Source organism: Streptomyces katrae (assembly GCF_000966975.1).
GTDB lineage: Bacteria > Actinomycetota > Actinomycetes > Streptomycetales > Streptomycetaceae > Streptomyces > Streptomyces katrae.
Genome location: NZ_JZWV01000605.1, coordinates 1 through 7215, shown reverse-complemented (window position 1 = coordinate 7215; position 7215 = coordinate 1). Strand labels below are relative to the sequence as shown.

The window sequence follows — 7215 nt, the reverse complement described above, 5'->3', positions numbered from 1 at the left end:
CGTCATCGCGGCGGCCGCGCCCTTCTCGGGCGGCGGCGCGGCCGGCGACCTGAAGTGGAGCGTGGTCAGCTGGCAGTCCGCCAAGGGCCTGGCCATCAGCGAGTACAGCCTCCAGAACCGCACCGTCCTCGCCGGGCTCCTCGGCTTCGCCGTCGGCGCGGCCTGCCTGGGCTGGCTCCAGATCATCGTGGTCTCCCCGCTGCGCGAACTCGCCCGCCGCGCCGAGGCCCTCGCCGACGGCGACCGGCGCACCGTGCTCTACCCGCGCCACCACGACGAGGTCGGCGCCGTGACCCGCAGCCTGGAGATCATCCGCCAGCAGCTCCAGCAGGGCGGCCGGCGGCGCGGCCGGCAGCGGACGACGACCGACACCGGGGGAGCGGCCACCCCCTCCGCCCGCCCGGCCGGAAGGAACTGATCCCCCGTGCTCTTCCTGTACTGCGTGCTGCTCGTCAGCTGCCTGATCATGCTGGTCGCCGGCATCGTCGAGCAGCGGCGCCACTTCGCCAACCTGGAGCGGATACCGAACCGGGTGCTGGTCAACGGCATCCGCGGCAAGAGCTCCATCACCCGGCTGTGCGCGGGGGCGCTGCGCGGCGGCGGTCTGACGACGGTCGCCAAGACCACCGGCACCGCGGCCCGCTTCATCCACCCCGACGCCACCGAGGAGCCGGTCTACCGCAAGTTCGGCATCGCCAACGTGGTCGAGCAGATCGGCATCGTGCGGCGCGCGGCCGCCTACCGGCCGGACGCGCTGGTCATGGAGTGCATGGCGGTCATGCCGGCGCTCCAGGAGATCAACCAGTCCAAGCTGATCCAGTCGACCATCGGCGTCCTGTGCAACGTCCGCGAGGACCACGTCGCCGAGATGGGCCCGACCCTGGACGACATCGCGCGCTCGCTGTCGCGGTCGATGCCGTACGGGGGGATCTGCGTGACCGCCGAGAAGGAGCGCTTCGACGTGCTCCAGGAGGAGGCGGACGCGCGGGACTGCAGGCTCGTCTACGCCGACCCGGAGACGGTCTCGGACGAGGAGCTGCGCGGGTTCGGCTGGTTCACGTTCAAGGAGAACGTGGCCATCGCGCTGACCGTCGCCGAGCTCCTGGGCGTGGACCGGGCCACGGCCCTGAAGGGCATGTACGAGGCCCCGCCGGACCCGGGCGTGCTGTCGGTGGAGCGGTACCTGGCACCGGGCGGCAAGCGGCTGCGGTTCGCGAACGTCTTCGCGGCGAACGACCCGGAGTCCACGCTGATGAACATCAACCAGCTGCTGGACCTGGGCGCGGTGGACCGCCCCCTGAACGTGGTGATCAACTGCCGGCCCGACCGGGTCGAGCGCAACGGGCAGATGGGCGCGATCGTTCCCGACCTGCGCCCGGACCGGGTGTTCGTGATCGGGCACCCGGCGAAGAGCGCCATCGACGCGATCCCGGCCGAGTGGCGCGACCGCGCCGTGGACCTGGGCGGCGAGCAGCGCGACGGCGAGGAGTTCGTGCACGAGCTGCTCGCGCACCTGGGCGAGAGCTCGTCCCTGGTGGCCATCGGCAACATCCACGGGCAGGGCGAGGTGCTGCTGGAGCACCTCGCGGAGCTGCCTCCGGACGAGACGGAGGACGCCCCGTCGCCGGCCGAAGCGGAACCCCCGGCCCCGTCGTTCGCCCGTCCCTTCGACCCCTACGCGGACACCCCGGACCCGTACGCGGCCTTCCCGACGGCCGCCGGCCCGCACGGGTACCCGGCGCAGGCGCGGGACCCGTACGCGCAGACCCCGTACGCGCAGGCCGCGCCCGTGCAGGGCCCGTACGTCCAGACCCCGTACGTCCAAGCCCCCCATGCGCAGACCCCGTACGCCCAGAGCGCGCCCGCGCCCGCGCAGGACCCGTACGCGTACGGGCACCCCCAGCCGCACCCCCACCCGCAGCCCGCCCAGCCGCAGCCGCAGCCGCAGCCGGCCGACAACCCGTACGGGATCGCCGCGGCCACCCCCGTTCCGGCCTGGCCGCAGCCGCAGCCGCAGCCGCAGCCGCAGTACCCGTACATCCCAGGAGAGCCCCGTTGATCCCCGCCGTCCTCACCCCGGAGATCGCCGCGATCGGCATCGCCCTGGGCCTGCTGTTCTCCCTGCTCTGCTACCTCACCACCAACCTCTCCCCCGGCGGCATGATCACCCCCGGCTGGCTGGCGCTCACCCTCGTCGAGGACCTCCAGCGCGCGGCCCTGGTCCTCGGCATCACCGTGCTGACGTACCTGCTGACCCTGCTCACGCAGCGGTTCGTGATCCTCTACGGCAAGCGGCTGTTCGCAGCCGTCGTCCTGATCGGCGTTCTGCTCCAGGCCTCCGTGGTGATCGTGCTCCAGCTGGAGTTCCCGCTCCTCTACGCCAACCAGACCCTCGGCTTCATCGTCCCCGGCCTGATCGCCTACCAGCTGGTCCGCCAGCCCAAGGGCGCCACCCTGCTCGCCACCGGCAGCGCCACGCTCATGACGTACGTCGTCCTGACCGCCGGGATCCTGCTCGGCGTCATGCCCGCCGCCTGACCCCGCACCACCCCCACCCCCGGAGCCCCCGTATGACCGCCAAGCCGAAGAGCCGCCGCCGCACCCGCCCGGTGCTGCACGCGCTCACCGTGCTCGCGCTGCTGGCCGCCAGCGCCTACTTCACCTACGCGCTGCGCGTGCAGGAGCAGGCCAAGGCGCCCTCCGTGCAGATGGTGCAGGACAAGAACGTCACCGCGGCCCTCAAGGGCGGCGACGCCGGCGGCCAGAAGTGGGAGCGGGTCCAGAGCCCGAACCGGTCGGTGCTGCGCGACGCCACCGGGCAGGTGCTGGCCACCTTCACCGACGGCGCCCGCACCGCCACCCTCACCGGTCCGAGCCGCACCTTCACCGAGCCCGCCAACACCACCACCCGGGTGGTCACCGAGAACTGGGTGCGGCTGATGCCAGAGCCGTGGAAGCAGGGCGCCGAGAGCGCGCCGTGGTTCAAGGAGTGGTTCAAGAAGTACTTCGGGAGCCAGGAGGACGACATCTTCGCCTTCGCCTTCCAGTACGGCGACCAGGCCCCCGTGAAGAAGGACGCGCAGGGCGTCCCGTACGCGGGCGACGCCTCCTTCGGCCCGCTCAACCCCACCGGCTCCGAGGGCAACGACCTGCGCCTGGAGCAGTCGGACTTCTACGACTACCTCGGCACCCCGTACACCTTCCGCAACGGGGTGAAGAAGCAGCCGCAGAGCGCCCGTTACCGGTCGATGGACTGCTCGGGCTTCGTCCGCACGGTCTTCGGCTACCGGGCCCGCTACCCGCTGATGCCCGACGACACCCCCGGACCCGGCCTGCCGCGCACCGCGAACGGCATCGCCCGCTCCTCGCTGGGCACGGACGTCATCCCGCTCAAGGGGGTGGGGGCGCAGTTCCGGCCCGCGTCGATCGACCTGATCCAGCCGGGCGACCTGCTGTTCTTCAAGCTCGACGCCCGCACGAAGGACCGCCTGGACCACACGGGCATCTACCTGGGCACCGACACCGACGGCCACCAGATCTTCATCTCCAGCCGCGAGGAGGCCAACGGCCCCACCATCGGCGACAAGGGCGGCACCTCGCGCCTCGACGGCAACGGCTACTACGCGGCCACCCTGCGCAGCGTGAAGCGGCTCTAGAAGGCCGGGAGCGGGACACCGACGGGCTGGAGCAGCCAGCCGAAGTCGCCCAGGCCGCCCCGGGCGGTGAGTTCGGCCGCCTCGCCCGCCGAGGCCAGGGCCCGGACGTAGGCCGCCGGGTCGGTGGAGGCCAGGGCCAGCGGGGGCCGGCCGCCCGAGACGCCGAGGGCGGTCAGGGCCTCGCGCTGGGTGAGCAGGACCGCGCCCGGGCCCGCGCAGGAGTCGAGGGCCACGTGCGCGGTGACGTCGCAGCCGCCGTCCGGGACGGGTGCGACCTCGCGGCCCCCGCGGAAGCCGGTGAGGGTGCCGTACGGGGGGCGGGCCTCCCGGGTGTGGGCGTAGTCCACGGCCACGGCCAGGCCCCGGTCCAGGGTGGCGACGGCCGCCGCCCAGGCCTCGTCGCGGGCCCGGCCGATCTCGGCCCTGCCCTCCCTCTCCCCGCCGGGCCACCACCGCTCCAGCCAGGCCCGGTCGGCGGTTCCCAGCGGGCCGCCCGGGGTCTCCGTGCCGTCGGGGGCGACCAGGACGTACCGTCCGTCCTCGGCGATCTCCAGCGGTACGTTGTCCAGCCACTCGTTCGCGAACAGCAGGCCCGTCGTCCCCTCGGGCGGCGCGTCCACCCAGCGGATCCGGGGGTCCAGCCCCTCGGGGGCGGCGGCCCGTTCGACGGCGTACGGGACGACCCGCGCGGCCGTCTCCCGCGGCAGGGCGGCGAGGACTCCGGCGAGGAGCTCGCCCCGCCCGGCCCCCACGTCCACCAGGTCCAGCCGCTCCGGGTGCCCGAGTTCCGCGTCCACCGAAGCCAGCAGCCGGGCCACGGCCCCGGCGTACAGGGGCGAGGCGTGCACGGAGGTGCGGAAGTGCCCGGCGGGGCCGGGGCCGCCGGGGCGCACGTAGAAGCCGCCGGGCCCGTACAGCGCGGCCTCCATGGCCGCCCGCCACCGGACCGGCCGACCTGCCTGTTCCCCGAGACCACCCTGAGCGTTCATCCCGCTCAGGTTAAGGTCACCCTCCACCTTGGGGAGTACTCCCCCGTCACAGGGATCGCACCTGTGGTTGACTCCAGCACCTATCCCCTTTCCCTACTCTGGGTTACGTGCAGCGCCTCTACGACTTCATCCGCAGACACCCGACGGGCGTCGACAGCTTCTGGGCTGTCCTCTTCTTCGGGTTCTCGATGCTGAGCGTCGCCGACCTCGGGGCGAGCACCGCACTGCGGCTGGCCACGGTGCCGGTCGTGGCCGCGATGACGGCCGTGATCGCGCTGCGCCGCAAGTGGACGCAGCAGATGTTCTGGGTGGCGACGGGCGCGGGCGCCTACCAGCTGGCCATCGGGTCGCCCATGCAGACCGCCGACCTCGCGATGCTGGTGATCCTGTTCACCGTGGCCGCCTCCGCCGACGTCCCGCGCCGGGTCTCGCGCGCCGCGCTGGTGACCGGCCTGCTGGCCTCCCCGCTGTACTTCCTGCGGTTCGGCGTAGACAAGGACGCGAGCTCGGTGCAGGAGGCCCTGTTCGTCGTCTTCGTGATGGTGCCCTTCGCCCTGGCCTGGGTGATGGGCGACTCCCTGCGCACCCGCCGCGCCTACTACGCCCAGCTCGTCGAGCGCAACCAGCGGCTGGAGAAGGAGCGCGAGGCGCAGGCGAAGGTGGCGGTGGCCGCCGAACGGGCCCGGATCGCCCGCGAGCTGCACGACGTCGTCGCGCACAACGTGTCGGTGATGGTGGTCCAGGCCGACGGGGCGGCGTACGTCATGGACGTGGCGCCCGAGCAGGCCAAGGAGGCCCTGCAGACCATCTCCGGGACGGGCCGGCAGGCGCTCGCGGAGATGCGGCGGCTGCTGGGCGTGCTGCGCACGGGCGAGCCGCAGGAGTCGGAGGACTACGTGCCGCAGCCGGACGTGGAGCAGATCGAGGTCCTGGTCGAGCAGGTGCGGGCGGCCGGGCTGACGGTGGACTTCGAGGTGGAGGGCGCCCCGCGCAGGCTGCCCAGCGGGGTGGAGCTGACCGCGTACCGGATCGTGCAGGAGGCGCTGACGAACACGCGCAAGCACGGCGGTCCGGAGGCGAGGGCGAGCGTACGGCTGGTCTACTTCGACGACGGGCTGGGCCTGCTGATCGAGGACGACGGGCGGGGCGCCGCGCACGAGTTGTACGAGGACGGCGGCGCGGACGGCGCCGGGCACGGTCTGATCGGCATGCGGGAGCGCGTCGGTATGGTCGGAGGCACCCTGGACGCGGGCCCGCGGCCCGGGGGCGGCTTCCGGATCAGTGCGCTGCTCCCGCTGAAGAAAGGTGATTGATGTCCATCCGAGTGATGCTGGTCGACGATCAGGTGCTGCTGCGCACGGGTTTCCGGATGGTGCTCGCCGCCCAGCCGGACATGGAGGTCGTCGCGGAGGCCGGGGACGGTCTGGAGGCGCTGGAGGTGCTGCGGGCCACGAAGGTGGACGTGGTGCTGATGGACGTGCGCATGCCCCGGCTGGACGGGGTGGAGGCGACGCGGCGGATCTGTGAGCCGCCGGAGCACCCGAAGGTGATCATCCTGACCACCTTCGACCTGGACGAGTACGCGTTCTCCGGGCTGAAGGCGGGCGCGAGCGGCTTCATGCTGAAGGACGTCCCGCCGGCGGAGCTGCTGGCGGCGATCCGGTCGGTGCACAGCGGGGACGCGGTGGTGGCCCCGTCGACGACGCGCCGGCTGCTGGACCGGTTCGCGCCGATGCTGCCGACGACCGCGCAGGAGCCGGAGAACAAGGAGATCGAGCGGCTCACGGAGCGGGAGCGGGAGGTCATGCTGCTGGTGGCGCAGGGCCTGTCGAACGGGGAGATCGCGGGGCGGCTGGTGCTGTCGGAGGCGACGGTCAAGACGCACGTGGGCCGGATCCTGACGAAGCTGGGGCTGCGCGACCGGGTGCAGGTGGTGGTGCTGGCCTACGAGACGGGGCTGGTGCGGGCCGGGGGCGGCCCGCAGCTGTAACCCCCCCTTGGCGGGCGCACCCCCTAGCCGCGCTGGACGTACTCGCAGGTGTTCGGGACGAGGTGGTCCAGGGTGGCCGGGTCGGCGAGCAGGATGTCGGCGTCGGCGAGGCTCTCACCGCAGTCGATCCGGTCGTAGCCGCCGTTGCGGCTGATGATCGTGTCGTTGCCGCCGCGGCCTTCGAAGGTGTTGGAGCCGGGCGCGGCGTTCCAGCCGTCGGAGTCGATGAGCCGGTCGGGGCCGCTGCCGCCGATGAGCATGTCGTCGCCCGGCCCGCCGGTGAGGTCGCTCGGGATGGACGTCTCGTTCCTGACCACGTCGTCCCGGTCGCCCAGGGAGGCCTGGAGACGGGTCACGGCCGCCGAGTGCCCGCAGCGGATGATGTGCGGGTCGTTGTTGAACCGGGAGCAGCCGGAACCGGGGATCATCCTGCTGGTCTTGTCCTCCACCTGGAGCCAGCCGCCGGGGGTGCTGAAGGTGACGGTGTTCGTCTCCCCGGGCTGCGCGGTGTACACCACCTGGTTGTTGTCGCGCGAGACGACCGCGGGGGCGGCGGAGGCCGGTCCCGCGAGGACGGTGG

General features: G+C 72.8%; 8 protein-coding genes. 6 read left to right on the top strand and 2 right to left on the bottom strand.

Going from position 1 to position 7215, the window contains the following annotated elements; translation table 11 throughout:
• The 4 genes from VR44_RS21665 to VR44_RS21650 form a co-directional block, all read left to right on the top strand.
• The coding region (locus VR44_RS21665; RefSeq protein ID WP_045949227.1) for a HAMP domain-containing protein at window positions 1-418 on the top strand (418 nt) is incomplete at its 5' end.
• A 6-nt stretch (window positions 419-424) separates the two neighbouring features.
• Complete coding sequence (gene pgsB / locus VR44_RS21660) at window positions 425-2059, top strand: poly-gamma-glutamate synthase PgsB (protein WP_045949226.1); 1635 nt, start codon at window positions 425-427, stop codon at window positions 2057-2059.
• Window positions 2056-2538: a poly-gamma-glutamate biosynthesis protein PgsC/CapC gene (locus VR44_RS21655; protein WP_045949225.1), complete on the top strand. Its 483-nt coding sequence runs from the start codon at window positions 2056-2058 to the stop codon at window positions 2536-2538. Before pgsB ends, VR44_RS21655 begins: the two co-directional genes overlap by 4 nt.
• Before the next feature lie 32 nt (window positions 2539-2570).
• Entirely contained in the window at window positions 2571-3656 is a 1086-nt protein-coding gene (locus VR44_RS21650; protein WP_045949224.1) for an NlpC/P60 family protein, read from the top strand.
• Here the strand turns inward: VR44_RS21650 and VR44_RS21645 are convergent.
• A complete protein-coding gene (locus tag VR44_RS21645) occupies window positions 3653-4645 on the bottom strand; it encodes an SAM-dependent methyltransferase (protein ID WP_045949223.1) in 993 nt (330 codons plus the stop codon). The two genes, VR44_RS21650 and VR44_RS21645, sit on opposite strands and share 4 nt — an antisense overlap.
• A 107-nt stretch (window positions 4646-4752) precedes the next feature.
• Here VR44_RS21645 and VR44_RS21640 point away from each other — a divergent pair, with 107 nt between their 5' ends.
• Both VR44_RS21640 and VR44_RS21635 read left to right on the top strand, forming a co-directional pair.
• Window positions 4753-5958: a sensor histidine kinase gene (locus tag VR44_RS21640; RefSeq protein ID WP_045949222.1), complete on the top strand. Its 1206-nt coding sequence runs from the start codon at window positions 4753-4755 to the stop codon at window positions 5956-5958.
• Window positions 5958-6635, top strand: coding sequence for a response regulator transcription factor (locus VR44_RS21635; RefSeq protein ID WP_045949221.1), 678 nt, complete (start codon window positions 5958-5960; stop codon window positions 6633-6635). Before VR44_RS21640 ends, VR44_RS21635 begins: the two co-directional genes overlap by 1 nt.
• A gap of 23 nt (window positions 6636-6658) precedes the next feature.
• Here VR44_RS21635 and VR44_RS21630 read toward each other — a convergent pair.
• On the bottom strand, window positions 6659-7215 hold a 557-nt coding region (locus tag VR44_RS21630; RefSeq protein ID WP_045949220.1), incomplete at its 5' end, for a hypothetical protein.

Excerpts from the sequence above, each read along its gene's own strand:
- VR44_RS21650 (WP_045949224.1), top strand. The coding sequence starts at position 2,571 with ATGACCGCCAAGCCGAAGAGCCGCCGCCGCACCCGCCCGGTGCTGCAC.
- VR44_RS21645 (WP_045949223.1), bottom strand. The coding sequence starts at position 4,645 with ATGAACGCTCAGGGTGGTCTCGGGGAACAGGCAGGTCGGCCGGTCCGG.
- VR44_RS21635 (WP_045949221.1), top strand. The coding sequence starts at position 5,958 with ATGTCCATCCGAGTGATGCTGGTCGACGATCAGGTGCTGCTGCGCACG.